The sequence below is a fragment of the Streptomyces sp. NBC_00727 genome (genome assembly GCF_045161745.1).
Classification (GTDB): domain Bacteria; phylum Actinomycetota; class Actinomycetes; order Streptomycetales; family Streptomycetaceae; genus Streptomyces.
The window spans coordinates 2,726,418-2,748,991 of record NZ_CP108981.1 but is presented as its reverse complement, the minus strand read 5'-3'; the positions used below and the strand labels follow the sequence as shown (position 1 = coordinate 2,748,991).

Genomic DNA, 22,574 nt, shown 5'->3' with positions numbered 1-22,574 from the left:
AGGAGAACGGGGCGGCGGCTCCCGGAAAGGGAGACCACCGCCCCGTCAGTCAAGCAGGCGGGAAGAGGCTCAGGCCTCCGCGCCCTCGGAGCCCTCGGCGGACGGCTCCTCGGCCTGCGCGGAGACGACCTGGAGCACGACGGAGTCCGGGTCGGCCTCGGCCAGCACCGAACCGGACGGCAGCGGGATGTCCTTGGCCAGGATCGACGCACCGGCGTCCAGGCCCTGCACGGAGACCGTGACGGACTCGGGGATGTGGGTGGCCTCGGCCTCGACGAGCAGCGTGTTCATCACGTACTCCAGCAGGTTGCCGCCCGGGGCCAGGTCGCCCTCGACGTGCACCGCGACCTCGACGTTGACCTTCTCGCCGCGCTTCACGGTCAGCAGGTCGACGTGCTCGATGTCGCCCTTGAGCGGGTTGCGCTGCACGGCCTTCGGGATGACCAGGGCGTCCTTGCCGTCGAGCTCCAGGCCGATCAGGACGTTGGCCGTGCGGAGCGCGAGCGACAGCTCGTGGGCCGGAAGCGTGATGTGGACGGACTCGGCGCCGTGGCCGTAGACGACCGCGGGGACCTGCTGGGCACGACGCGCGCGACGGGCTGCACCCTTGCCGAACTCGGTACGGATCTGGGCGGCGAGCTTGATCTCGGCCATGGTGGCACTCCTCGTGAGGTGACGGTACGAACGGACGGTCACCCGGCCCACTACAGGCCTGCTACGAAGAGCGCGCCGATAACGGAGCGCCGTACATGAGTACGGCCTCCCTCGCCGAGCAACTCGCTGAGTCTACCCGGCGGGGAGGCCGCACCCCAAAGTGGATCAACGGCGACGCGGTCGCCGTCCGGTCCTACTGCTCCTCGAACAGGCTCGTGACCGAGCCGTCCTCGAAGACCTCGCGCACGGCGCGGGCGATCGTCGGGGCGATCGACAGCACCTTGATCTTGTCGAGCTCCAGCTCACCCGGGGTCGGCAGAGTGTCCGTGAACACGAACTCACTGACCTTCGAGTTCTTCAGGCGGTCCGCGGCGGGGCCTGACAGCACACCGTGCGTCGCCGTCACTATGACGTCCTCGGCGCCGTGCGCGAACAGGGCGTCCGCGGCGGCGCAGATCGTGCCACCCGTGTCGATCATGTCGTCGACCAGGACACAGACCCGGCCCTTCACATTGCCGACGACCTCGTGGACCGTCACCTGGTTGGCGACGTCCTTGTCACGGCGCTTGTGCACGATCGCCAGCGGGGCGTCCAGACGGTCGCACCAGCGGTCGGCGACGCGCACCCGGCCGGCGTCCGGCGAGACGATCGTCAGCTTGGAACGGTCCACCTTCGCGCCCACGTAGTCCGCCAGGATCGGCAGCGCGAACAGGTGGTCGACCGGGCCGTCGAAGAAGCCCTGGATCTGGTCGGTGTGCAGGTCCACGGTGAGGATGCGGTCCGCACCCGCCGTCTTCATCAGGTCCGCGATCAGACGGGCCGAGATCGGCTCACGACCGCGGTGCTTCTTGTCCTGGCGGGCGTAACCGTAGAACGGCACGATCACCGTGATCGAACGGGCCGACGCGCGCTTCAGCGCGTCCAGCATGATGAGCTGCTCCATGATCCACTTGTTGATCGGAGCCGTGTGGCTCTGGATCAGGAAGCAGTCCGCGCCACGCGCCGACTCCTGGAAGCGGACGTAGATCTCACCGTTGGCGAAATCGAAGGCCTTCGTCGGCACGAGGCCCACACCCAGCTGGTGCGCGACCTCCTCGGCCAGCTCGGGGTGGGCGCGGCCGGAGAAGAGCATCAGCTTCTTCTCGCCGGTCGTCTTGATCCCGGTCACAGCACAGTCTCCTCAGACGTGTTCCTGGCGCCGCACGCAGATGTCCCGATGTGCAACGAGCCAGCCGAAATGGGGTGAGCATCTATCACGGTACGCGGTGCGCGACGCACCTGTTTCCGGTCAGCTTTCGCCGGCCGGCTCCTCCACTGCCGCCTGAGCCGCCTGCGCGGCGGCGCTTCCGGGACGCTTGCGCGCCACCCAGCCCTCGATATTCCTTTGCTGGCCCCGGGCCACGGCCAGCGAACCGGACGGTACGTCCTTCGTGATGACCGAGCCCGCGGCGGTGTAGACGCCGTCCCCGACCGTGACGGGCGCCACAAACATATTGTCCGACCCGGTACGGCAGTGAGACCCGATCGTCGTGTGGTGCTTGGCCACGCCGTCATAGTTCACGAAGACGCTCGCGGCGCCGATGTTGGTGTGGTCGCCGATGGTCGCGTCCCCCACGTACGACAGGTGCGGGACCTTCGTCCCCTCGCCGATCGTCGCGTTCTTCATCTCCACGTACGTACCGGCCTTGGCCTTCGGCCCGAGCTTCGTCCCCGGCCGCAGATAGGCGTACGGACCCACCAGCGCACCCGGGCCCACCTCGGCACCCTCCGCCACCGTGTTGTCCACCCGCGCGCCCGCGTGCACCACGGTGTCCGTGAGCCGCGAGTTCGGGCCGACCTCGGCGTCCTCCGCGAGGTGCGTGGCACCCAGCAGCTGCGTCCCGGGGTGCACGACCGCGTCCCGCTCGTACGTCACCGTCACGTCGATCAGCGTCGACGCCGGGTCCACCACGGTCACCCCGGCGGTCATCGCCCGCTCCAGCAGCCGCTGGTTCAGCAGCCGACGGGCCTCCGCGAGCTGCACCCGGTTGTTGATGCCCAGGATCTCCCGGTGGTCGCCCGCCACCGACGCGCCGACCCGGTGCCCGGCCCCGCGCAGGATCGACAGCACGTCGGTGAGGTACTCCTCGCCCTGGCTGTTGTCCGTCCGCACCTGCCCCAGCGCCCCGGCGAGGAGCTTCCCGTCGAACGCGAACACCCCGGAGTTGATCTCCCGGATCGCCCGCTGCTCGTCGCTCGCGTCCTTGTGCTCCACGATCTCGGTGACCGCACCGCTCGCCGCGTCGCGCACGATCCGCCCGTAGCCGGTGGAGTCGGGGACCTCGGCGCTGAGCACGGTGACCGCGTTGCCGTCGGCGGTGTGCGTCGCGGCCAGCGCGGCCAGCGTCTCCCCGGACAGCAGCGGGGTGTCCCCGCACACGACGACCACGGTGCCCTCGACGGCCCCGCCCAGCTCGTCGAGCGCGACCCGCACCGCGTTCCCGGTGCCCTTCTGCTCGGCCTGGTAGGCGGTACGCACCTGCGCGTCCGCGCCGGTGAGGTGAGCGGTGACCTGCTCGTGCGCGTGGCCCACGACCACGACGAGGTGCTGGGGGTCCAGCTCACGGGAGGCGGCGACGACGTGACCGACGAGCGAGCGCCCGGAGATCTCGTGCAGAACCTTGGGGGTCTTCGACTTCATGCGGGTGCCCTCACCCGCTGCGAGGACGACGACGGCTGCCGGGCGTACGGAGCTCACGGATAGGCCCTTCGGCTTCGGGTGGTGGACATCCGCAGGATACCGGGGGGCGTCGGGCCGGACATGGGCGCGGGCCCCGACCGGGGTGGTCGGGGCCCGCGTACGAAGGCTCCCCCGCCAGGACTCGAACCCGGACAGATGGCACCAAAAGCCACAGTGCTGCCAATTACACCACGGGGGAATAACTCCGGCCGAAACGGACATTGCGCCGGATCGCCGGAACGGCACCCAACACTATGCCGTACCAAGTGCCTTGTACGCGACGAGGATGCGGATGCCCCCGGTCGAACGTACGACGTGCTGTGCAGGTCACCCGAAAATGGGATGCGGGCGCCCGTACGCTGGATGCCATGACCGCAACGGGGGAAGACCGGGAAGCGGCGGGCCTGACCACCCGTGGCTACTGGTGGTGGGAACGGCGGCGGAGTGTCGCGCTGGATGTGGGGCTCGCGCTCGGTTCGGCGGTGGAGTGCGGGTTCGAGGGGGTCGCCTTCGCGGGGGACACCGGGCTGCCGGTGGCCTTCGGGGTGGTGTTCGGGGTGGTCGCGGGGGCCGTGCTGCTGGTGCGGCGGCAGTGGCCGATCGCCGTGGTGCTGGTCTCGATCGCGACGACGCCCGCCGAGATGGGCTTCCTGATGGGCCTGGTCGGCCTGTACACGCTGGCCGCGTCCGAGGTGCCCCGGCGGATCACCGCGGTGCTGATGAGCATGTCCCTGGTGGGGACGTTCATCGTGACGTACGTACGGCTGCGCCAGGGCGTCGACGAGAACGCCGACTTCGGGCCCGGCGACTGGTACGTGCCCATGCTGTCCCTCTTCATGGCCGTCGGGCTGACCGCCCCGCCCGTGCTGTTCGGGCTGTACATAGGGGCCCGGCGCCGGCTGATGGAGAGCCTGCGGGAGCGGGCGGACTCGCTGGAGCGGGAGCTGTCGCTGCTCGCGGACCGGGCCGAGGAGCGGGCCGAGTGGGCGCGTACGGAGGAGCGGACCCGGATCGCCCGCGAGATGCACGACGTGGTCGCCCACCGGGTGAGCCTGATGGTCGTGCACGCGGCGGCCCTCCAGGCGGTGGCGCCCAAGGACCCGGCGAAGGCCGTGCGCAACGCGGCCCTGGTCGGTGACATGGGGCGCCAGGCCCTCACCGAGCTGCGCGAGATGCTGGGCGTCCTGCGCACCGGCGATCCGGCGCCGCGCCGGGTGGAGCAGGTGCCGCTGGCCTCAGTGGGCCGGGCGGCCCAGGCCGCGGCGGAGGACGGGCCCCGGCTGGACGAGGTCGAGGCGCTGGTCGGGCAGTCGCGCGCCGCGGGCATGACCGTCGAGCTGTCGGTAGAGGGCTCCGCGCGGGCGTACGCCCCCGAGGTGGAGCAGACGGCGTACCGGGTGGTGCAGGAGGCCCTGACCAACGTGCACAAGCATGCGGCGGGTGCCAGGACGTGGGTGCGGCTGGCGCACCGGGGCGCCGAGGTCGCGATGCAGGTGGAGAACGGTCCGTCGGACGCGGCGACGGCCGACGCGGGCCTGCCCAGCGGCGGCAACGGCCTGGTCGGCATGCGGGAGCGGGTGCTCGGCCTGGGCGGTGTCTTCGTCTCGGGCCCGACCGACAAGGGCGGCTTCCGGGTGTCGGCGGTCCTGCCGGACGAGAGCGGCAACCCCAGCCCGTCCGGCGACACCCCCAGCCCGTCCGGCGTTTGAGGACGGAACCCTCGCGGTGGTGACCGCCCGCCCGGCGTGAACCGGCGCGCCGGAGACCCCGATCAGCCCGAGACCAGCCGCTCCGGCTGCAGCCCCGTCACCAGCGTCGCGAGCGCCGCGTCGATGTCGTGGCCCAGGTACCAGTCCCCGGTGTGGTCGATGGAGTACACCCGTCCGGTCAGGTCGATCGCGAGGACGGCCTGGCCGTCCCCCTCCTCGCCGAGCGGCGCGACCTCGGTCGCCAGCGCGCGGCCGAGGTCGCCCAGCGTGCGGGCCAGGTGGAGTCCGCTCAGGGGGTCGATGCGGATGGCCGGCGGTGCGATCTGGCGGCCGGGTGCGGTGGCGGTGATGTGGAGGCCGCCGAATTCGGCCCAGGCCTCGACGGCGGCCGGGAAGACGGCGTGCTGGTGGCCGGCGGGGGAGGCGTGCGAGCGCAGGGCGTCGGCCCATTCCTCGGCCTGGCGGATGTCCCAGCGTCCGGGCTGCCAGCCGGCGGCGCGCAGGGCGGCGTCGACGGCGATGGGGAAGCGGGTGGCGGACTGGCGGTCGCGGCCCGCTGGCCCGGCCTGGGCGGGGAGGTCGGTGGGATCGTGCATGGGCGCGGTCAGCTCTTCTCTGCGGTGGTGGCCGCGCCGTTCGGGGTGAGGTCGACGGGGCGTACGCCGAAGTGGGCGAGCATGACGGCGCAGGAGCGGCAGGGTGCCGCGTAGGTGCCGTGCAGGGGGTCGCCGTCCTCGCGGATGCGGCGGGTGGTGAGCCGGGCGTGCTTGAGGGCGCGGCGGGCCTCGCCGTTGGTGAGGGGCTTGCGCTGGGCGCGCTTGGAGCGGTCGGCCTCGGCGGCGGTGAGGTGGCGGGAGAGCAGTATGGCCTCGGGGCAGCGGCCGGTGAACCGTTCGCGCTGGCCGCTGGGGAGGGTGTCGAGGAAGTCCTGGACGAGGTGGTGCAGGACGGGTGGCTGGTCGCCCTTGCCCGCGGTGCAGGTGAGTGTCTCGCCGCGGACGGAGAGGGCGGCGGCGACGGCGGGCAGGATGCCGTCCCGGCGCTGGCCGAGGCGGGGCGCGGGGCCCTTGTCGGTGGTGCTCCAGTTGAGTCGTGGGTCCCCGGTGGTGACGGTCTGTGCAGAGTGTGCGGTGTGCATGGTGCTGTGTCCCTCCCGTGCCCGCAGCGGCCGCTGCCTTCTGTGCACGCCCCCGTGTATGCGGGTGACAGCCTGCCAAATGTGTCGGGTCCTGTGAAAGCTGGGTCGGTGAAACGTGTCTGCGTGTCGCGGTTCGGTGGCCTTCTCGTAGCTCGTCCGTCACATGGGTGTGACGGTTGGTGACGGTTGTGGTCCGGGTTGGCGGGGCCGGTCCTCGTACGGGTGACACCGCTTAGGCTGTGCCTGGACCGCCGGACACGCCCTTGGGCGGATCGGTCCTCATCAGCCAGACGCAGCAGGGGGCAACCGCCATGACGACAGGTCGGCTCGGGCAGCAAGCCGCGCCACCGAACGCGGCCTACGCCGGGCAGCTCGTGCACTTCCCGGACCCGGTCCGGGCGTCCCGTCATCCCAGAGGGGTGCGGATGGACGGGAACGGCTGTCCGGATTTCTCGCCGTACGCGCGTGCGGCGGCGGAGATCGCGGAGCCTCCGCAGGGTTTCGGCGTGGACGAGTTGAGGCTCACGGACTATGTGTCGGCGAACGCGGCGCTGGCCGCGGCCGGGCACGAGCTGTGGGACACGATCCCGGCGGTGGCGACGCCGCACGGCTGGACCTGGCACCACGTGCCGGGTGGCCGGCGGATGGAGCTGGTGCCGGTCGAGGTGAAGGCGCTGCTGCGCCACCACGGGGGTCTCGCGTCGACGGAGGTCGATCACGACAAGCGGGGTACGCGTCCGTTGCAGGAGACGCGGCCGGCGCATTTCCGGCTGCCCAAGGGGGCTGTGGCGGTGAGTGAGCAGCAGGTCCTGGGTGTCGAGGAGGACCTGGGTTACCGGCTGCCGGGTGCGTACCGTTCGTTCCTGAAGGCGGCCGGTGGTTCGGCCCCGGTGGGTGCGGTGCTGGACGCGGAGCTGGGTCTTCTGATCGACCAGCCGTTCTTCACGGTGCGCGAGGAGGCCGCCGTGAACGATCTGGTGTACGTCAACAAGTGTCTGCGGGACCACCTGACGAAGGATTACCTCGGGGTGGCGTTCGTCCAGGGCGGTCTGCTCGCGGTGAAGGTGCGGGGCGAGTCTCTGGGTTCGGTGTGGTTCTGCGCGTACGACGACGCGCGGGACCGGGACGGCTGGACGGTGCGGGAGCGGGTGGACCGGTTGCTGTTGCCGTGCGGTGAGGACTTCGACGTGTTCCTGCAGCGGCTGGCGGGCAATCCGCCGGAGCTGGAGACGGTGGCGAACCTGATGGTGGACGGCGGCTTCGCGCAGGCCGTCCCGGTGGAGGGGTGAGCGCGGTGGTGACCTTCGCGCAGGCGCAGGAGCGCGCGGACGAGTGGGTGAACGGTGACGTTCCGGCGTATCAGCACCGCGAGGTCCGGGTCCGTGAATTCGAACTCGGATTCGTGGTGTGGGCCGAGGACCGTGTGGATGGTCCGGTGTCGGACGGGGGCCGTCAGCGGCTGGTGATCGCGCGGGACAGCGGTGAGGCGACGCTGTGGCCCGGGCTGCCGGTGGGTGAGGTGATCCGGCGGTACGAGGAGGAGTACGGGGCGCAGGACGTGGAGCCGGCGGCTCCGGCGCCGCCCGAGCGGGTGGACCTGAATCAGACGTCGTTCCTGTTGAGTCCGCCGGAGTGGCTGCAGGAGGCGGCGGACAAGCTGGGTATCCCGGACCGGCGTGCGGCGCGGGAGGAGACCCCGCCGCCGGCTCCGGAGGCCCCGTCGTCCTTCCCGCCGCCGGCCCCGATCCCGTCGCCGTCGTCGTCGTCGCAGGGCGGTTCGGTGGCGTACGAGCCGACCGCGTCGGACGGCGTACCGGCGTCCTCGCTCCAGCCGCCGGTGGGTGCCACGCCGTGGGCGGGGACCGATGTGAACGCGGATTCGGACGACGCGGAGGTGGCGTTGCCGGCGACGGTGTTCGCGCCGCCGCTGTCGGGCGCCGATGACGAGGAGGAGCTGCCCCCGGTCGTTCCGGCGGACGCGCCGACGGCGTTGATGTCGGGCGGCAGCCAGCTTCCGAAGACGGCGATCGCGCCGAGCCTGGGCGGCCGCCGGGAGGAGCCGGCACCGCCGGTGCCCGGTCCGCCGGTGCCCGGGACCGGTGTGCCCGGTCCGCCGCCGGTGCCCGGTACGGGTGTGCCCGGTCCGGTGCCTCCGGGGCAGCGCACCCCGCCGCCCGGTCCGCCCGGCGGGCCCGGGGACATCGCCGACGCCGCGACGAGCAAGGCGGCCGTCACGCCGCGTGCCCAGCGGGGGAGTCCGCCTCCGCCGCCGCCCGGTGCCCCCGGCACGCCGGGTGCCCGGCCGGGTGGACCGGTGCCGCCGCCGTCCGGCCCGGGTGCGCCCGGTGCTCCGGCGGGCGGCTATGTGCCGACGCAGCTCGTCTCGCAGCTGGGCCCGCCCGGGGCCCCGCAGCCGCCCGGTCCGCCGACGCCGCCGCCTCCCGGTGGCGGGGTGCACCAGGCGGCCACGATGTTCGCCGACCCGAACGCGTCGGGTCCGGGTGTCCCGCAGCCGCCCGGCCCGCCGGGTGTTCCGGGTGCGCCGCAGCCGCCCGGGCCTCCCGGGGTCCCCGGTGCGCCCGTCGGGCAGCAGCCGCCTCCGCCGCCGGGTGCGACGCCTCCGCCCGGTCCGGGCGGGGTGCATCACGCGGCGACGATGCTCGCGGGGCCGGCGCAGGCCGGTCCGGGGGCGCCGCAGCCGCCGGGTCCGCCGATGGGCGCGCCGCCCGCCGGGCACGTCCCGCCGCCGGCGTACGGCTATCCGCAGGCGCCGCCGGCCGGTCAGCCGACCGTGGGTCCGGGCTACCAGGCGGTGCTGCGCTTCCGGGCGCCGGACGGCAGCGAGCAGCAGCTGATCCGCCGCTCGGCGCCGGGTACGCCGCACCCGGAGTGGCAGATGCTGCACGAGCTGCGGGCGATGAACGTAGCGCCGCAGCAGGTGATCGAGCTGCACACGGAGCTGGAGTCGTGTGAGCTGCCCGGTGGTTACTGTGCCCGGATGATCCGGGAGACCTGGCCGCAGGTGCGGATCACGTCGGTCGCCCCGTACGGGACGGATCATGCGAGCCGGCAGCAGGGGATGCAGCATCTGCTGACGCATCAGGGTGAGTTGCACCAGGTGGCGGACGGTCCGGCGCGGCCGGCGCCGGTGCGGGCTGCGCTGCCGCAGATGCAGCCGGTGCCGCCGGTGCCGCCGGAGGCGCTGGCCGAGGAGATGATGCAGACCTTCGGTCCGCAGGGTGTGCTGCGCTTCGATCAGCGCGCGGTGTCCCGTCAGGGTGTGCCGGAGGTCGTGGCGCGGACGCTGGTGTGGGCGGGTCTGCCCGCCGACTTCGGGCCGTTCTTCTGGGCGCAGCCGGGTCAGCCGGTGGTGCCGACGCTGGCGGAGCTCGCGGCTCAGCGGCAGGTGCAGCCGGCGTCGGACGCGGGGTCGTACCTGGTGATGGGTTCGGACTTCGGCCGGGCGATCTGTGTCCAGTACGGGACGGCGCACATCGTGGCGGTGCCGGTGGAGGCGGGTCCGGGCGGTGCGCCGGTGCCGCCGCAGTTCGTGAACACGGGCCTGCCGGAGTTCGTGCGGTGCGTGGCGTTGCTGGGCCGGATGTGGCGGCTGCGGTACGGGTTGAACCCGGAGCAGGCGGGGCGCTGGACGGTGGACTTCCAGGCGCAGCTGGTGGCGCTGGACGCGGCGGCGCTGGCGTCGCCGGAGAGCTGGTGGTCGGTGTTGCTGGAGCAGATGTGGGACGGGCTGATCTGACCGTTCCGTTCGCGAGGCGTGGTGCGCGGTCCCTTTCGGGGGCCGGGCGCCACGCCTTTCCTGTGTGTGATGCCGGTCGCTTCCGTCCGGAAAGCGCCGCTGGGATTCAGACTTCCCGGCCAATTGCCGCATCCTTGACGTATTGCTCGGTGGTCGGAGCAGCGCAGTCGGGATGATCGGAAAGAGGCGTCAGGGATGAGTTCTGCACCGGGGTCCGCGTACGGGTTCGTCGGTGTACGGGGCCGTGGGTACCGTCCGGAGCAGGTGGACCGGGTGGTGGCGGGGCTGTCGGCGGAGCGGGACGAGGCCGTGGCGCGGGTGGCCCGGCTGACCGGGCTGGCGGAGGAGCTGGCGGCGGAGTCGGCCCGGCTGGACGAGGTCGTGGCGCGGCTGGCCCCGCAGGACTACGCGTCGCTGGGGGAGCGGGCGCAGCGGATTCTGGCGCTGGCCGACGAGGAGGCCGGCGCGCTCCGGGGTGCGGCGGGGGAGGGGGCGCAGGCGCTGCGGGACGAGGCGGACGCCGCGGCCCGGGCCCTGCGGGAGGCTGCGCGCGCGGACGCGGAGGCGGTGCGGGCGGCGGCGGTGCGCGCGGCCGGCGTGGTGGTGGGGGTCGCGGAGGCGGCGGCCGGTGAGGCGCTGGAGGCGGCTCGTACGGAAGGGGCCGGGCTGCGCGCGGAGGCGGAGTCCGGGATGGCGGCGACCCGTGAGCGTACCGCGAGTGTGCTGGCGCATCAGGAGCAGGAGCACGCCGAGCGGTGGAAGGCGGCGGAGCGGGAGATCGCGGAGGCGCAGGCGGCGCTGGCCGCGGAGCACGACGGTCTTCTTGAGCGCGCGGAGGCGGATCTCGCGGCCGCGCGGCGGGCGCGGGCGGAGGCGGAGGAGGCGGCGCGGCACGGGCAGGAGGATGCCGAGGCGCGTGCGGCGGAGCTGATCGCGGCGGCGCGGGTGCGTGAGGAGCGGGTGGTGCGGGAGACCGAGCGGATACTGCGGGAGCACGAGGAGGGCCGCGAGGAGGTCCAGGCCCACATGGCGCATGTGCGCAGTTCGCTCGCGGCGCTCACGGGGCGGGTGTCTCCCTCGGAGGGCTGACGGCGGGGCTTCAGGGGCGGGGCCAGGGGCGTCTGCTGAGTTGTTCGATGCTGCTGTTGAAGCGTTTGAGGTAGTCGGCGAAGGCGGCGATGTCGTCGTCCGGCCAGTCGTGCATGACCTGGTCCAGGGAGCGCACGACGCGTTCGCGTTCCGCGTCGAGGAGTTGCGCGCCCTCGGCGGTGATGCGGAATTTGCGGGCCATGCCGCCGTCGGGGTCGGGGATGCGTTCGGCGAGCCCGGCGCGGGTCACGGCGGCGGTCTGGCGGTTGAGGGTGGAGGCGTCGAGGCCGAAGGCGTCGCTGAGTTCGCCGTTGGACATGGGGCCCTGGACGCGCAGCCGGCTCAGCAGGATGTACGCGCTCCGGTCGAGCAGGGCGTACTTGTGGCGTCCGCCTCGGTGGTCGGCGAGGCTGTGGCGGCCGAGCAGCATCTGCTCGTACTCCACTTCTTCGGTGGGTCTGGGCATGGGCGGCCTCCTGCTTCTTCCGCTTCCGGGCTGCGGCTCATTCTCGCATGGAGTGTGTACGGGGCACATAATGTGTATGACACATTGGACATGTACGATGCATGTTGCTGTCCCGGCAGGCGGGACCTCGATCTCCAAGGAGCCCCCTGGTGGAAGCCACCCAGCCGCCGGCGAGGACGGGCGGCGTCGTCGCCACCCTCGCCTTCGCCGGCACCGTGGCAGCGATCATGCAGACGCTGGTCACGCCGCTCATCGCGGAACTGCCCAAGATCCTGGACACCACGTCCTCCAACGCCGCCTGGGTCATCACCGTGACCCTGCTGGTCTCCGCGGTGTGCGTGCCGGTCTCCGGCCGGCTGGGCGACCTGCTGGGCAAGCGGCGGATGCTGCTCGCCTGCTCGGTGCCGCTGATCGTCGGTTCGGTGGTCTGCGCGCTCTCGTCCTCCGTCGTGCCGATGATCGTCGGGCGCGGACTCCAGGGCATGGGCATGGGCATGATCCCGCTCGGCATCGCCCTGCTGCGCGACGTGGTGCCGCCCGAGAAGATGAGCTCGTCCATCGCCCTGGTCAGCGCCTCGCTCGGCATCGGCGGCGCGCTCGGCCTGCCGGTCGCCTCGGCGGTCGCCCAGTACGCCAGCTGGCGCGTGCTGTTCTGGGGCTCGGCCGTGCTGGCCGCCGCGATCTGCGCGCTGGTCTGGTTCGTGATCCCGGACGTCCCGGCCGGCGCCAAGGGGCAGCGCTTCGACGTGCCCGGCGCGCTCGGTCTGGCCGTCGGGCTGGTCTGCCTGCTCCTCGCCGTCTCCAAGGGCGCCGACTGGGGCTGGGCGTCCGCGACGACCATCGGCCTGTTCGTGGCCGCCGTCGTGGTGCTCCTCGCCTGGGGCGTCTGGGAGCTGCGCACCACGGACCCGCTGGTGGACCTGCGCACCACGGCCCGTCCCCGGGTGCTCATCACCAACATCGCGTCGCTCTTCGTCGGCTTCGGCATGTACGCCGGCATGCTGATCGCGCCGCAGCTGCTGCAGTTCCCCGAGGCCACCGGCTACGGGCTCGGCCAGACGATGCTCCAGGCCGGCCTGTGGATGGCGCCCGGCGGCATCATGATGATGGTCGTCTCCCCGTTCGGCGGGAAGCTCACCGACGCCCGCGGCCCCAAGTTCACCCTGATCTCCGGCGTCCTGGTCATCGCCGCCGCCTACGGCATCGGCATCCTGCTGATGGGCTCCGCCTGGGGCCTGATGCTCTTCCTCATGGTCAGCAGCAGCGGAGTGGGCCTCGCCTACGGTGCGATGCCGGCCCTCATCATGAGCGCGGTCCCGGCCTCCGAGACCGCCGCCGCCAACGGCTTCAACACCCTGATGCGCGCCCTCGGCACCTCGGTCGGCGCCGCCGTCATCGGCGCCGTCCTCGCCCAGATGAACACCGAGACGGCCGGCTACACCTTCACCTCCGAGGCCGGCTTCCGCATGGGCCTGATCCTCGGCTGCGGTGTCGCGCTCGTCGCGGTCGCCATCTCCGCGTTCATCCCGGCGGTGCGTGCCGCCGTCACGGGCGGCGAGTCCGACGCCCCCGCGGCCCCGGAGGTCGCCGCGGCCAAGGGCTGAGCGGTGCGAAACGGGAGCGGTCCGTCAGCCGGCGGGCCGCTCCCGCCATGGGGCGGCCTGTTTCCGCAGCGCCCGGATCAGGGCGGCGACCTGGGGGCGGGCGTGGGGATGGCCGAGGGTCGCGGCGCCGATGTGCCGTGCCGGGGCCGGACGGCTCACCGGGACGGTGCGCAGGCCGGGGATGTCCGGGGTCAGCGCGACGGACGGGATCAGCGAGACGCCCATGCCCGCGGCGACGAGCGAGCGGGCGAAGAAGTAGTCGGTCGTCGTGGCGCGGATGTCCGGGGCGAACCCGGCCCGCCCGGCGTAGCGGCGCAGGTACGCCTCCGTCTTCAGGCAGCCGAGCACCCAGGGCTCACCGGCCAGTTCGGCGATGTCGAGGGTGTCGCGGGCAGCGAGGCGGTGGCGGCTCTCCAGCACGACGTGCAGTGGGTCGTCCATGAGCGCGGTCCACTCCGGGGCGCGGCCCGGCCCCGGCCCGCCGGGCAGCGGGCCGTCGAAGTGGTAGGCGAGTGCGAGGTCCACGGCACCCTGGCGGACCAGCGGGAGGCTGTCCTCGGGCTCGTACTCCCGGATGTGGACGACCGTGCCGGGGTGGTCCGCCGTCAGTTCGGTGAGGGCGCCGGGGAGCAGCAGCCTGCCCCCGCTGGTGAAGGTGGCGACGGTGAGCTGGGTCCGGCCCGTGGCGAGTTCGCCGACCTGCCTTGTCGCGTGGGCGAGTTCGGCGGCGACCGACTCGGCGGCGCCGACCATGATCCGGCCCGCCCGGGTCAGGGTGACCCCGCGCGTGCTGCGCGAGACGACCTGGGTGCCGAGGCCGCGCTCCAGGGCGGCCACCTGCTGGGAGACGGCCGAGGGGGTCAGCCGCAGGGCGGCGGCCGCCCGGTTGAAGCTGCCGTGCTCGGCCACGGCCCGCAGCACGCGGAGCCGCTGCACATCGATCAACAGTTTTCCTTCATACGGGTTCAGCAAGCCGGTACTTCTGCTGCTGACGGTACGTCTCCAGGATGGAGGCATGCAAAGGATCTGCGTCGTCGGCGGAAGCCGGTACTTCGGAAAGCTCCTGGTCCAACGGTCGCTGGAGGCCGGGCACCGGGTCACGGTCGTGAACCGCGGCTCCGCCCCGCCGCCCCCGGGAGCCGAGCACCTCGTCGTGGACCGCGACGACGAGGCCGCCCTCACCGCCGCGCTCGGCGGCCGCACCTTCGACGTGGTCGTCGACCAGGTCTGCTACACCCCGGTCCAGGCCGCGAGCGCGGTCCGCGTCTTCGGGGACCGCGCCGCGCGGTACGTCATGACCTCCACCATCGAGGTCTACGATCCGGCGACGGCCGCGCTGCCGCCCGTCACCCCCGGCGTCCCCGTGGCGGAGGAGCGCGTGGACCCGGCCGGCTGGCGGGTACGTCCTGACCTGCCGTGGCACGACGCGGCGTACCTGGAGGACCACTACGCCGAGGGCAAGCGGCAGGCCGAGGCGGTGTTCACCCGGGAGGGCCCGTTCGCCTTCGCCTCCGTACGCAGCGCCCACGTACTCGGCGGCGGCGCGCAGGAGTTCACCGGCCGCCTGGCGCACTACGTGGAGCGCGTCGGCCGGGGCGAGCCGATCGCCGTACACCGCGAGGAGCAGCCCAGCGTCTTCATCCACTACGCGGAGCTGGCCGGCCTGCTCTGCTGGGCCGCCACGGCCACCGGCTTCACCGGTCCGCTGAACGCCTGCTCCGACGGCCTGCTCGACGTGACCGCCCTGACCGCCCTCGTGGCGGCGGAGAGCGGTGGGCGCCCCGTGCACCGGACCGTCGGCCCGGGTGAGCCGACGAGCCCGTTCTCCTTCGACCGGTTCTACGCGATGAGCAACCGCCGTGCGAAGGAGCTGGGTTTCGTCTTCTCCCGTACCGCCGACTGGCTGCCCGCCGCCGTCGCCGAAGCATCCGCCGCGGCCGCCGCCCCCGCCTCCTGAGGAGTACGCCCATGCGTTACCGCACCGTCGGAGAGCTGAAGGTCAGTGCCATCGGGCTCGGGGCCATGCCGCTCTCCATCGAAGGACGCCCCGACGAACGGCGGGCCCTGGCCACCGTCCACGCCGCGCTCGACGCGGGCATCACCCTCATCGACACCGCCGACAGCTACCACTGGCACGCCGGCGAGCAGGGCCACAACGAGCGCCTCGTCGCCCGCGCGCTGCGGAGCTACGGCGGTGACACCTCCGGCGTGCTGGTCGCCACCAAGGGCGGGCGCGGGCGGCCCGGCGACGGCAGCTGGACCGTCACCGGCACCCCCGAGCACCTCCGGCGGGCCGCCGAGGAGTCCGCCGGACGCCTGGGCGTCGAGGCCATCGGCCTCTACCAGCTGCACAAGCCGGACCCCGAGGTGCCATGGGCGGACTCCGTCGGCGCGCTGCGCGATCTGGTGGACGCCGGCACGATCCGCGCCGCCGGGATCTCCAATGTGACCACCGGGCAGATCCGCGCGGCGCGGGTCATCCTCGGCGACGCCCTGGTCTCCGTACAGAACCAGTACTCGCCCGCCGTGCGGGGCAGCGAGGCCGAGCTCCGGCTCAGCGAACGCGCGGGCCTCGCCTTCCTGCCGTGGAGCCCGCTGGGCGGCATCTCCCGCAGTGCGCTCGACGGCCCGTCGGGGCCGGCCTCCGAAGGCACCGCGTTCCACCGCGTCGCCGCCGCGCGCGGAGTGAGCCCCCAACAGGTCGCGCTGGCCTGGCTGCTGGCCCGGTCCCCGGCGATGGTCCCCGTGCCGGGAGCCAGCCGCCCGGCATCCGTGCGGGACTCGGCGCGGGCGGCCGAACTCGACCTGGGCGAGGAGGAGACGGCGCTGCTGGACGAGGCCGCGGACCGCCTCAGCCGGTGACCGGCCGCCGCCCGAGCCCGTGGCGGTCCGCCCAGTCGGCGATGGTCGACGCCAGCTCCCCGGGGCGGTCCTCCGGGGTGTGGTGCCCGGCGACGCCGTGCCGGGAGACCTCCAGGCCCGCGATGTTCGCCTCGCACCAGGCCACCGCTCCCGCGTCGGTCATGGCTCCGGGCCCCGGTTCGAACGCGGCCAGCAGCTTGGGGACTTCGGGGGTGGCGGCCAGCCAGGCGTCGTAGCGCTCGATCCGGGCCACGACACCGGCCGGCTCGCCGTCCAGCGGCATCATGCGCGTCCACGCCAGGACGGGCCGGCGGCTCTTTGGGGTGGGGAAGGGGCGGCGGTAGGCGTCGAGATCGGCCGGGGCGAGCGGGGTGGCGAGCGTGGCCGGCAGCCCGTCGATGAACGCGTCCTGTTCCAGGATCATGCTCTCGCCCACGCCCGGTGTACGCAGGAGAGTGAACAACTCGCGTCCCTCCGCCGGGAACTCGTCACCGTACAGCGGCTTCACGATCGTCTCCGTGAAGGCGAGCGCGCGGACGGCCCCGGGGAGGCGCGCGGCCCGGTCGAAGGCGAGCGCGCCGCCCCAGTCGTGGCCGACGAGCACGGCCTCGGTCAGGCCGAGCGTGTCGAACCAGGCGTCGAGGTGGCGGGCGTGGTCGTCGAAGGAGTACGCGAGGTCGGGTTTGCCGGACTCGCCCATGCCGATGAGGTCGGGGGCCAGCAGCCGGCGGCCGGGCGCGGCCACCCCCGGCAGGACGTTGCGCCACAGGTGGGAGGAGGTCGGATTGCCGTGGAGGAAGACGAACGGCAGGCCGTCGGGGTCGCCGGACTCGCGGTAGTGGACGGTGGTGCCGAGGACGGGAACGGTGGGCATGGTCTTGCGTCACATCACTTTCGGGACGGTGGATCTCGTGGCGTGCGGTCTCAGACGTTGAGGCTCAGGACCCGGTCGACGGCGATCTCGATGACCGCCAGGTCCGGCGGGCCGGGCGGGGCCGCCCCGTAGCGGGCGGTGTAGCGGCGCACGGCCTCCGCCAGGCGTACGGGATCGCCGGCCACCGAGGCCCGGCCTTCGAGGGTGATCCAGCGGAAGACGTCGGCCTGGCAGAGCGCGACCCGGGCCGCCGGGCCGCCCGCCGACACGTTGCGCGCCTTGCGGGCGCCGGCCCTGGTGGTCACCCGGGCCAGGCCCGTGGACGCGTCGAAGGTGAAGCGGACCGGGGTCACGTGCGGGGTGCCGTCGGGGCGCAGCGTGGTGAGGGTGGCCGTGCGGCCGAGGGCGAGGAAGTCGCGGGCGGTGGCGGTGAGCCGGGGGCGGTCGCGGCTCACTTCTTCTTCACACCCTCGTTCCAGATCAGCTTGGCGATGTTCGGCTTCACGGCGGTCGTGACGACGCCCATGGCCGTACGCACATGGCGCCGTTCCTCCAGTTCGCGCAGCATGCTCGCGGCAAGGTCGGAGCGGGCCGTGAAGACGCCGTCGGCGCTGGACGGGGCGGTGCGGTAGTCGGTGACGACGGGGTGCTCGAAGAGGCCCGACGGGCGCACCAGGGTCCAGTTGAGGGCCGTGCGGCCGACGACGTCCTCCATGCGGCGCATGTCCGCGTGCAGGGTGCGGCCCAGGCGCCGGTTCACCAGTGGGTCGAGCACATGGTTGAAGAAGTGCGCCCCGGTCGGCCGCCACTCGGGGTCGGCGATGCTGGAGCTGACGACCAGCAGCCGCCCCACGCCGTGCCGGCTCATGGCCCGGGTGATGGCCGTGGCGCTTTCCGAGTACAGGGTGACGGGCTGCTTGCTGAAGCGGGCGCCGAGCGCGGACAGGACCGCGTCCGCCCCCTCGACCGCGGCGTCCACGGCCGCCGGGTCGGTGGCATCGGCGACGGCCGGGGTGACCCCGGGGCGGGCCGGCAGCGAACCGGGGCGGCGGATGACGGCGGTGACCTCGTGACCGGCGGCGACGGCCTGCTCGGTGAGGTGGCGTCCGGTCGGGCCGGTGGCGCCGAAGAGCGTGATGCGCATGGTGTGGGCTGCTTCCTTCGGGGTGCGGTGGGAACGCCCTTGACTGTGCGGATCACGCGACGCAGGCTCAACGCTGATGAATAACGCCGTGGCCGCTCCCGCCCGGACCCGTGGCCGCCCCCGGGGCAATCCGCCGATCCGTGAGTCGCTCGTGGTGGCGGCGCGTGCGCTGTTCCTGGAGCGCGGCTACCGGGCGACCACGCTGCGCGCGGTGGCCGGTGCCGCCGGGGTGGACCCGGCCCTGATCTCGTATCACTTCGGGTCCAAGAAGGGCCTGTTCGCGGACGTGATGCAGTTCCAGTGCGCCAGTGCGCTCTCGGTGGACGAGGTGCTGGGCGGTGACCCGGCCACCCTGCCCGGCCGGCTGATCGACGCGGTGACGGACCTGTGGGAGGACGCCGACTTCCGGCGCCTGTCGACCCGGGGCGGGACCGCCGCCGAGGTCGTCCGCGAATACCTGGAACAGGAGCTGCTCGGGCCGCTCGTTGAATTTCTCGGCGGCCGGGACGCGACCGCCCGCGCCACCGCGGCCGTGACCGTGCTCGGCGGGATCATCTACACCCGCTACCTGAACCCGCTGCCGACCCCTGCCGCTCTCACCCCGGCGGAGACCCGCGCCGCCCTCACCCCCGCCCTGAGCGCCGCCCTCGCCCCGCGCCGCCGGTAGGGCCTCTTCCGGTTACGCCGGTCTCCGCCGGGCGGTGTGGACCCCTGGGTGCAGTCCCTGAGACGGGGGTCAACCCAGGGGTCCAGCCCCCTAGGGGGAGCTCCTTACTCCGGGCCAGGGGCCGTTCCTCCCGCCGGAGGACGTGCCCGGGCGGCCCCTTTCCGTAGCGTGTTCGACGTACCGCGGACGCACCGCGAACCCGCCGCCGAAGGGCGGACCGCAGGGGACGGGGTGGGGAAAACCCCACCGGAAGACTGCGCTGGGCACCAGCGCGCCGGACCCCCTCCAGCCAGCAGACTTCACAGCAGACGGCGACAACCCGTCGCTGACCGACATAGGAGAAAAACCGTGACAACGGCTGTAACCATTCCCAGGCACGGGGGCACTGGAGGGCGTACGGCCGTGGCTGCGCGGGCGCGGCAGGTCGTCAAGGCGTACGGGACCGGCGAGACCCGGGTCATGGCGCTCGACCACGTCGACGTGGACATCGCCCGCGGGCAGTTCACGGCGATCATGGGCCCGTCCGGCTCCGGCAAGTCGACGCTGATGCACTGCCTGGCCGGCCTGGACACCGTGACGTCCGGTCAGATCCACCTGGCCGAGACCGAGATCACCGGCCTGAAGGACAAGAAGCTCACCCAGCTCCGCCGCGACCGGATCGGGTTCATCTTCCAGGCGTTCAACCTCCTGCCGACGCTGAACGCGCTGGAGAACATCACGCTGCCGATGGACATCGCGGGCCGCAAGCCCGACGCCGGGTGGCTCAACCAGGTCGTGGAGACCGTCGGCCTGGCCGGCCGGCTCAAGCACCGGCCGACCCAGCTCTCCGGCGGCCAGCAGCAGCGCGTCGCCGTGGCACGGGCCCTCGCCGCGCAGCCGGAGATCATCTTCGGTGACGAGCCGACCGGGAACCTGGACTCGCGGGCCGGCGCCGAGGTGCTGACGTTCCTGCGCAAGTCCGTGGACGAGCTGGGCCAGACCATCGTCATGGTCACCCACGACCCGGTCGCCGCCTCGTACGCGGACCGGGTGCTCTACCTCGCCGACGGACGCATCGTCGACGAGATGCACAACCCCACCGCCGACCAGGTGCTGGACCGCATGAAGGACTTCGACGCGCGCGGGCGGACGTCATGACCGTGTGGAAGACCTCGATGCGCAACTTCTTCGCGCACAAGGGACGCATGGCGCTCTCCGCCGTCGCCGTCCTGCTGTCGGTGGCGTTCGTCTGCGGGACGCTCGTCTTCACCGACACCATGAACACCACGTTCGACAAGCTCTTCGCCGCGACCTCCGCCGATGTCACCGTCAGCCCGAAGAACGCCAAGGTCGACGACATCCCGCAGAACGGCAAGCCGGAGTCGCTGTCCGCCTCGGTCCTCGCCCGGGTGGCGAAGGCCGACGGCGTGAAGAAGGCCGAGGGCGGGGTCTCCAGCCCGGCCGTCACCGTCGTCGACAGCCACAACAAGAACATGGGCTCCGAGACCGGCGCCCCGACCATCGCCGGCAACTGGACGCAGAACGACCTGCGGTCCATGGAGATCACCTCCGGTCACGCCCCGCGCGGCCCGACCGAGGTCATGGTCGACGCCGACACCGCGGAGAAGCACCACCTGAAGCTCGGCGACGAGCTGCGCACCATCGCGGCCACCGGCGACATCACCGGGAAGATCAGCGGCATCGCCACCTTCAAGGTGACCAACCCCGGCGCGGCGATCGTCTACCTCGACACCGCCACCGCCCAGCGCGCGCTGCTCGGCGCCCCCGACGTCTTCACGCACCTCTCCCTCACCGCCGAACCCGGCGTCAGCGACGCCCGGTTGAAGCAGAACGTGGCCGAGGCGCTCGCCGGCTCGGCCGCGTACAAGATCCAGACCCAGCAGGAAGCGGCCGACGCCAACAAGGACTCCATGGGGTCGTTCCTCGACGTCATGAAGTACGCGATGCTCGGCTTCGCCGGGATCGCCTTCCTCGTCGGCATCTTCCTCATCGTCAACACCTTCTCGATGCTGGTCGCCCAGCGCACCCGCGAGATCGGCCTGATGCGGGCCATCGGCTCCAGCCGCAAGCAGGTCAACCGCTCGGTGCTGCTGGAGGCGGTGCTCCTGGGCATCTTCGGATCGATCCTCGGCGTCGGCGCCGGAATCGGGATCGCCGTCGGGCTCATGAAGGTCATGGGCGCCATCGGCATGGAGCTGTCCACCGACGACCTCACCATCGCCTGGACGACCCCCGTGACCGGCCTCGCGCTCGGCATCATCGTCACGGTCCTCGCCGCGTACATCCCGGCCCGCCGGGCCGGCAAGATCTCGCCCATGGCCGCCCTGCGCGACGCCGGGACCCCCGCGGACGCCAAGTCCGGCTGGATCAGGGCCGGCCTCGGCCTGGTCGTCACCGTCGCCGGCGCCGCCGCCCTGTGGGCGACGACGCAGGCGGACAAGGCGAGCGACGGCTCCGGCCTCCTCGGCCTGGGCGTCCTGCTCACCCTCGTCGGCTTCATCGTGATCGGCCCGCTGCTCGCCGGAGTCGTCGTACGGGCGCTGAGCGCCGTCCTGCTGCGGTTCTTCGGCCCCGTCGGCCGGCTCGCCGAGCGCAACGCCCTGCGCAACCCGCGCCGCACCGGAGCGACCGGCGCGGCCCTGATGATCGGCCTGGCCCTGGTGGCCTGCCTGTCCGTGGTCGGCTCCTCCATGGTCGCCTCGGCCACCGAAGAGCTGGACAAGTCGGTCGGCGCGGACTTCATCGTCCAGGCGGGCAACGGCCAGCCGATCGTGCCGCAGGCCGCCGAGGCGCTGGCCTCCGTGCCCGGCATGGACCACCTCACGCACTACAAGGTCCTGGACGCGAAGCTGACCGGCCCGGACGGCACCACGAAGAACGAGGAGGTCACGGCGGCCGACCCGACGTACGCGCAGGACGTGCGGCGCGAGGTCCTCTCCGGTGACCTGGAGAAGGCGTACGGCAAGGACGCCATGTCCGTCGGCGACGACTACGCCACCGCGCACCACGTCGAGGTCGGCGACACGATCACCGTCGCGTTCAAGGGAGGCGACACGGCGAAGCTGAAGGTCGCCGCGATCACCTCGGACGACACCGCGCTCGACCAGGGCGCGATGTACATGAACACCTCGACCGCGCAGCGGTACGTCCCCGCCGGCAAGATGCCGCAGAACATGATCATGTTCGCCAAGGCGAAGGACGGCGAGGAGGACGCGGCCTACGCGGCGCTCAAGGACGCGCTCGCGCAGTACCCGACGTACAAGGTCCAGAACCAGGCCGACTTCAAGGAGGACCTGAAGGACCAGATCGGCCAGCTCCTGAACGTCGTGTACGGCCTGCTCGCCCTGGCGATCATCGTCGCGGTCCTCGGTGTGGTGAACACCCTGGCCCTGTCGGTCGTCGAGCGGACCCGCGAGATCGGCCTGATGCGCGCCATCGGCCTCTCCCGCCGCCAGCTGCGCCGGATGATCCGGCTGGAGTCCGTGGTCATCGCCCTCTTCGGCGCCCTGCTCGGCCTCGGCCTGGGCATGGGCTGGGGCACCTCGGCCCAGCAGCTGCTGGCCCTGGAGGGCCTCGGCACCCTGGACATCCCGTGGCCGACCATCATCACGGTGTTCGTCGCCTCCGCCTTCGTCGGACTGTTCGCCGCCCTGGTCCCGGCCTTCCGGGCGGGCCGGATGAACGTGCTGAACGCGATCGCCGCGGACGGGTGAGACACGACCACGGGACCGGCCCCGGCACGCTCCTCGGAGCGGGCCGGGGCCGGTCCCGTGTGTACGGCGGGGGCCCGCGTGTCCCCTGTCGCGCAAGCGGCTGTCCGCCCCGGGTCGTACGCTGGAACCCCCGGTGCGTTTCACGTGTCGGGCCCTTCGCGTTGCCCCCGGGGCAGCG

At 72.7% G+C, this 22,574-nt stretch carries 20 protein-coding genes and 1 tRNA gene; 10 read left to right on the top strand and 11 right to left on the bottom strand.

From position 1 onward, the window contains the following. Positions 1-69 precede the first annotated feature (69 nt). The 4 genes from OG242_RS12240 to OG242_RS12225 all read right to left on the bottom strand — a co-directional run bounded on the left by OG242_RS12240 (position 70) and on the right by OG242_RS12225 (position 3,572). Complete coding sequence (locus OG242_RS12240; RefSeq protein WP_405898183.1) at positions 70-654, bottom strand: 50S ribosomal protein L25/general stress protein Ctc; 585 nt, start codon at positions 652-654, stop codon at positions 70-72. 193 nt (positions 655-847) lie between these two features. Next, positions 848-1,822 carry a ribose-phosphate diphosphokinase gene (locus OG242_RS12235; protein WP_018524797.1) on the bottom strand — a complete coding sequence of 325 codons (975 nt, stop codon included), beginning with the start codon at positions 1,820-1,822 and terminating at the stop codon, positions 848-850. Positions 1,823-1,942: 120 nt separating this feature from the next. Further along, a complete protein-coding gene (gene glmU / locus OG242_RS12230) occupies positions 1,943-3,391 on the bottom strand; it encodes a bifunctional UDP-N-acetylglucosamine diphosphorylase/glucosamine-1-phosphate N-acetyltransferase GlmU (protein WP_405898182.1) in 1,449 nt (482 codons plus the stop codon). A gap of 109 nt (positions 3,392-3,500) precedes the next feature. Beyond that, a tRNA-Gln gene (locus tag OG242_RS12225) sits at positions 3,501-3,572 on the bottom strand. A gap of 169 nt (positions 3,573-3,741) precedes the next feature. Between OG242_RS12225 and OG242_RS12220 the strand changes: the two genes are divergently transcribed. Then, entirely contained in the window at positions 3,742-5,082 is a 1,341-nt protein-coding gene (locus OG242_RS12220) for a sensor histidine kinase (protein ID WP_405898181.1), read from the top strand. Between the two features lie 62 nt (positions 5,083-5,144). Here OG242_RS12220 and OG242_RS12215 read toward each other — a convergent pair whose 3' ends face one another. After that, on the bottom strand, positions 5,145-5,678 hold the full coding sequence (locus OG242_RS12215) for an SUKH-3 domain-containing protein (protein WP_405898180.1): 534 nt from the start codon (positions 5,676-5,678) through the stop codon (positions 5,145-5,147). Between the two features lie 8 nt (positions 5,679-5,686). Then, a complete protein-coding gene (locus OG242_RS12210; protein ID WP_405898179.1) occupies positions 5,687-6,220 on the bottom strand; it encodes a YwqJ-related putative deaminase in 534 nt (177 codons plus the stop codon). Positions 6,221-6,531: 311 nt separating this feature from the next. Between OG242_RS12210 and OG242_RS12205 the strand changes: the two genes are divergently transcribed. The 3 genes from OG242_RS12205 (at position 6,532) to OG242_RS12195 (ending at position 11,066) form a co-directional block, all read left to right on the top strand. Beyond that, positions 6,532-7,509, top strand: coding sequence for an SMI1/KNR4 family protein (locus OG242_RS12205; protein ID WP_405898178.1), 978 nt, complete (start codon positions 6,532-6,534; stop codon positions 7,507-7,509). Between the two features lie 5 nt (positions 7,510-7,514). Beyond that, on the top strand, positions 7,515-9,977 hold the full coding sequence (locus OG242_RS12200) for an SUKH-4 family immunity protein (RefSeq protein ID WP_405901585.1): 2,463 nt from the start codon (positions 7,515-7,517) through the stop codon (positions 9,975-9,977). 195 nt (positions 9,978-10,172) lie between these two features. Further along, positions 10,173-11,066 carry a cellulose-binding protein gene (locus OG242_RS12195; protein ID WP_405898177.1) on the top strand — a complete coding sequence of 298 codons (894 nt, stop codon included), beginning with the start codon at positions 10,173-10,175 and terminating at the stop codon, positions 11,064-11,066. Between the two features lie 10 nt (positions 11,067-11,076). Here OG242_RS12195 and OG242_RS12190 read toward each other — a convergent pair whose 3' ends face one another. Beyond that, a complete protein-coding gene (locus tag OG242_RS12190) occupies positions 11,077-11,532 on the bottom strand; it encodes a MarR family winged helix-turn-helix transcriptional regulator (RefSeq protein WP_405898176.1) in 456 nt (151 codons plus the stop codon). 149 nt (positions 11,533-11,681) lie between these two features. Here OG242_RS12190 and OG242_RS12185 point away from each other — a divergent pair, with 149 nt between their 5' ends. Further along, positions 11,682-13,136, top strand: coding sequence for an MFS transporter (locus OG242_RS12185; protein ID WP_405898175.1), 1,455 nt, complete (start codon positions 11,682-11,684; stop codon positions 13,134-13,136). Between the two features lie 24 nt (positions 13,137-13,160). Here OG242_RS12185 and OG242_RS12180 read toward each other — a convergent pair whose 3' ends face one another. Beyond that, positions 13,161-14,081: a LysR family transcriptional regulator gene (locus OG242_RS12180; protein ID WP_405898174.1), complete on the bottom strand. Its 921-nt coding sequence runs from the start codon at positions 14,079-14,081 to the stop codon at positions 13,161-13,163. Between the two features lie 70 nt (positions 14,082-14,151). Between OG242_RS12180 and OG242_RS12175 the strand changes: the two genes are divergently transcribed. Continuing rightward, positions 14,152-15,093: an NAD-dependent epimerase/dehydratase family protein gene (locus OG242_RS12175; RefSeq protein ID WP_405898173.1), complete on the top strand. Its 942-nt coding sequence runs from the start codon at positions 14,152-14,154 to the stop codon at positions 15,091-15,093. 11 nt (positions 15,094-15,104) lie between these two features. Next, entirely contained in the window at positions 15,105-15,998 is an 894-nt protein-coding gene (locus tag OG242_RS12170; RefSeq protein WP_405898172.1) for an aldo/keto reductase, read from the top strand. On the opposite strand, the gene OG242_RS12165 is transcribed toward OG242_RS12170, so the two are convergent. From OG242_RS12165 to OG242_RS12155, 3 genes are read right to left on the bottom strand one after another with little or no spacing between them, the layout of a single operon-like run. Then, positions 15,988-16,872, bottom strand: a complete 885-nt coding sequence (locus tag OG242_RS12165) for a haloalkane dehalogenase (RefSeq protein WP_405898171.1) — start codon at positions 16,870-16,872, stop codon at positions 15,988-15,990. The two genes, OG242_RS12170 and OG242_RS12165, sit on opposite strands and share 11 nt — an antisense overlap. Positions 16,873-16,922: 50 nt before the next feature. After that, positions 16,923-17,327 carry a pyridoxamine 5'-phosphate oxidase family protein gene (locus OG242_RS12160; protein WP_405898170.1) on the bottom strand — a complete coding sequence of 135 codons (405 nt, stop codon included), beginning with the start codon at positions 17,325-17,327 and terminating at the stop codon, positions 16,923-16,925. Continuing rightward, the gene (locus tag OG242_RS12155; protein ID WP_405898169.1) at positions 17,324-18,016 is read right to left on the bottom strand and encodes an NAD(P)-dependent oxidoreductase; all 693 of its coding nucleotides are present in this window, start codon (positions 18,014-18,016) and stop codon (positions 17,324-17,326) included. The genes OG242_RS12160 and OG242_RS12155 overlap by 4 nt, the downstream gene beginning before the upstream one ends. A gap of 76 nt (positions 18,017-18,092) precedes the next feature. Here OG242_RS12155 and OG242_RS12150 point away from each other — a divergent pair, with 76 nt between their 5' ends. From OG242_RS12150 to OG242_RS12140, 3 genes are all read left to right on the top strand, one after another. Then, positions 18,093-18,683, top strand: coding sequence for a TetR family transcriptional regulator (locus OG242_RS12150; RefSeq protein ID WP_405898168.1), 591 nt, complete (start codon positions 18,093-18,095; stop codon positions 18,681-18,683). A 348-nt stretch (positions 18,684-19,031) separates the two neighbouring features. Beyond that, positions 19,032-19,820: an ABC transporter ATP-binding protein gene (locus tag OG242_RS12145; protein ID WP_405898167.1), complete on the top strand. Its 789-nt coding sequence runs from the start codon at positions 19,032-19,034 to the stop codon at positions 19,818-19,820. Then, complete coding sequence (locus tag OG242_RS12140; RefSeq protein ID WP_405898166.1) at positions 19,817-22,396, top strand: ABC transporter permease; 2,580 nt, start codon at positions 19,817-19,819, stop codon at positions 22,394-22,396. The genes OG242_RS12145 and OG242_RS12140 overlap by 4 nt, the downstream gene beginning before the upstream one ends. The last annotated feature ends 178 nt before the right edge of the window (positions 22,397-22,574 follow it).

What these genes read in the sequence shown, in the direction of transcription:
- OG242_RS12155 (WP_405898169.1), bottom strand. Translation starts at nt 18,016, where the DNA reads ATGCGCATCACGCTCTTCGGCGCCACCGGCCCGACCGGACGCCACCTC.
- OG242_RS12215 (WP_405898180.1), bottom strand. Translation starts at nt 5,678, where the DNA reads ATGCACGATCCCACCGACCTCCCCGCCCAGGCCGGGCCAGCGGGCCGC.
- OG242_RS12165 (WP_405898171.1), bottom strand. Translation starts at nt 16,872, where the DNA reads ATGCCCACCGTTCCCGTCCTCGGCACCACCGTCCACTACCGCGAGTCC.
- OG242_RS12195 (WP_405898177.1), top strand. Translation starts at nt 10,173, where the DNA reads ATGAGTTCTGCACCGGGGTCCGCGTACGGGTTCGTCGGTGTACGGGGC.
- OG242_RS12140 (WP_405898166.1), top strand. Translation starts at nt 19,817, where the DNA reads ATGACCGTGTGGAAGACCTCGATGCGCAACTTCTTCGCGCACAAGGGA.
- OG242_RS12220 (WP_405898181.1), top strand. Translation starts at nt 3,742, where the DNA reads ATGACCGCAACGGGGGAAGACCGGGAAGCGGCGGGCCTGACCACCCGT.
- OG242_RS12210 (WP_405898179.1), bottom strand. Translation starts at nt 6,220, where the DNA reads ATGCACACCGCACACTCTGCACAGACCGTCACCACCGGGGACCCACGA.
- OG242_RS12240 (WP_405898183.1), bottom strand. Translation starts at nt 654, where the DNA reads ATGGCCGAGATCAAGCTCGCCGCCCAGATCCGTACCGAGTTCGGCAAG.
- OG242_RS12170 (WP_405898172.1), top strand. Translation starts at nt 15,105, where the DNA reads ATGCGTTACCGCACCGTCGGAGAGCTGAAGGTCAGTGCCATCGGGCTC.
- OG242_RS12205 (WP_405898178.1), top strand. Translation starts at nt 6,532, where the DNA reads ATGACGACAGGTCGGCTCGGGCAGCAAGCCGCGCCACCGAACGCGGCC.
- OG242_RS12190 (WP_405898176.1), bottom strand. Translation starts at nt 11,532, where the DNA reads ATGCCCAGACCCACCGAAGAAGTGGAGTACGAGCAGATGCTGCTCGGC.
- OG242_RS12150 (WP_405898168.1), top strand. Translation starts at nt 18,093, where the DNA reads ATGAATAACGCCGTGGCCGCTCCCGCCCGGACCCGTGGCCGCCCCCGG.
- OG242_RS12175 (WP_405898173.1), top strand. Translation starts at nt 14,152, where the DNA reads ATGCAAAGGATCTGCGTCGTCGGCGGAAGCCGGTACTTCGGAAAGCTC.